The organism is Kitasatospora sp. NPDC059571 (assembly GCF_042735675.1).
Classification (GTDB): Bacteria; Actinomycetota; Actinomycetes; order Streptomycetales; family Streptomycetaceae; genus Kitasatospora.
This window is the reverse complement of sequence record NZ_JBHWBW010000546.1, coordinates 1,373-3,168: the sequence shown is the minus strand read 5'-3', so window position 1 is coordinate 3,168 and position 1,796 is coordinate 1,373. Positions and strand designations below refer to the sequence as shown.

The window sequence follows — 1,796 nt, the reverse complement described above, 5'->3', positions numbered from 1 at the left end:
TGATTTAGTCTTTCTTTTGGCGCCCCGGAGGCGGGGCGGGGCGCCCCCGCTGCGCCCCCCCGCCCGGGGCCGCCCCCGGCGGGGCCCCCCGGCACCCCCGGGTCGTAGTAGAGCCCGCCCCCGTACGCCACCGTCCACTCCGGGTGGCGGCGGGCCGGGTGCCCGGCGGAGAGCAGGCCCGGGTCCTCGTGCAGCGCGATCCGGTACGGGTTGAACCAGGCGTGGAAGGCCAGGCCCCGGCGGTGCGCCGCGGCGACCAGGAACGCCAGCGGATCCCAGCCGGGGTCCCGGCCCTGAACCCCCGTCAGCCACTGCGACCACGGCTCCAGCCGGGACGGCCAGAAGGCGTCCGCGGTCGGCCGGACCTGGACGAACACCGCGTTGGCGCCGACCGCCGCCAGCCGGTCGAGCACGGCGGTGAACTCCTCGCGCGCCCGGTCCGGCGCAAGGCCCGGCGCGGACGGCCAGTCGATGTTCTCCACCGACGCGATCCACACCCCGCGCATCCGGCGCTCGGGTGCCGCGGACGCCGCCGCCTCCGCCGCCTCCGCCGCCTCCGCCGCCTCCGCCGGCCCGCCGAGCGGGCTGAGCGCCAGCGCGCCGCAGCCGGCGAGGAAGGTGCGGCGGTGGACCATGCGGGCGGCTCCTGACGACGGACGGCGAATGTGACGGAGTGTCAACCGGGCGCGGCGGCCGGAGCGCCCCGGGGCCGTCCGACACACCGCGGGGTGGTCCGTGCGGAGGAATTTCCGCCGCCGCGCGCCGCCACCGGCCGGCCGGCGGCCCGGCAACCGCCATGGTGGTGGACGTCCGGCCTGCCGCGGGCCCGTCCGCGCGACCCGTCACCACGGAGGAACTGTGCGCCCGACGCCGTTCGCCGCCGTCCTCGTCGGCGTGCTGCTGCTCACCACGGCCGCCGCCCGGACCCAGGCCGCCACCCCGCCGCGCGCGGCGCAGCCGGTCCTCGCCGCCGACCTCGACCGGCTGCTCGGCGATGCCCGGCTGACCGGCGCCCAGGCCTCCGCACTGGTCACCGACGCGGCGACCGGCGAGGTGCTGTACCGGCACGACCCCGGCGCGCTGCTGCTGCCCGCCTCCACCCTGAAGACCGTCACCGCGGCCGCCGCACTGGACGTGCTCGGCCAGGACCACCGGTTCACCACCGACGTCCTGGCCGCCGGCCGGCGCAGCGGCCCGCTGCTGGACGGCGACCTGGTGCTGCGCGGCGGCGGCGACCCCAGCCTGCTGCCGGCCGACCTCGACGCGCTCGCCGCGCAGGTCGCCGCCGCCGGGGTGACCGAGGTGAACGGTGCGCTGCTGGCCGACGCCTCCCGCTACGACGACGTGCCGCTCGGCGCCGACTGGGCTTGGGACGACCAGGCCGCGTACTACAGCCCGCAGATCTCCGCGCTCACCCTGACCACGGACACCGACTACGATCCCGGCACCGTCCGGCTCACCCTCACCCCCGCCGCCGCGCCCGGCCGCCCGGCGACCGTGCAGGTCGTCCCCGCCGAGGCGCCGGTGCGGCTGCGCGGCGGGGTGGACACCGGGCCGGCCGGCGGCGCCTCCACCGTCCAGGTCGACCGGCGGCCCGGCGGCAACGACCTGCAGCTCTCCGGCAGCCTGCCGGCCGGCGGCGGCACCGGCCAGGAGTGGGTGGCGGTCGACGACCCGGCCGGCCTCGCCGCCGCGGTGTTCGCCGCCGCTATAGCACAGCACGGCGGCACCGACCAAAGGGGCTACCCGGCCGGGAGCGCCCCCGCGGGCCAGGCCCCCCTGACGCCGACCGCAGC

Annotated in this window: 1 protein-coding gene and 1 pseudogene; one reads left to right on the top strand and one right to left on the bottom strand. The window is 78.9% G+C overall.

Going from position 1 to position 1,796, the window contains the following annotated elements; all coding sequences use genetic code 11:
- Nucleotides 1-78: 78 nt before the first annotated feature.
- Nucleotides 79-635 (bottom strand): annotated as a pseudogene (locus ACFV0G_RS35155) (glycoside hydrolase family 10 protein); the annotation flags it as partial.
- Nucleotides 636-858: 223 nt separating this feature from the next.
- Here ACFV0G_RS35155 and dacB point away from each other — a divergent pair.
- Nucleotides 859-1,796, top strand: a 938-nt coding sequence (gene dacB / locus ACFV0G_RS35150; protein ID WP_380556740.1) for a D-alanyl-D-alanine carboxypeptidase/D-alanyl-D-alanine-endopeptidase, incomplete at its 3' end; no start/stop codon positions are given.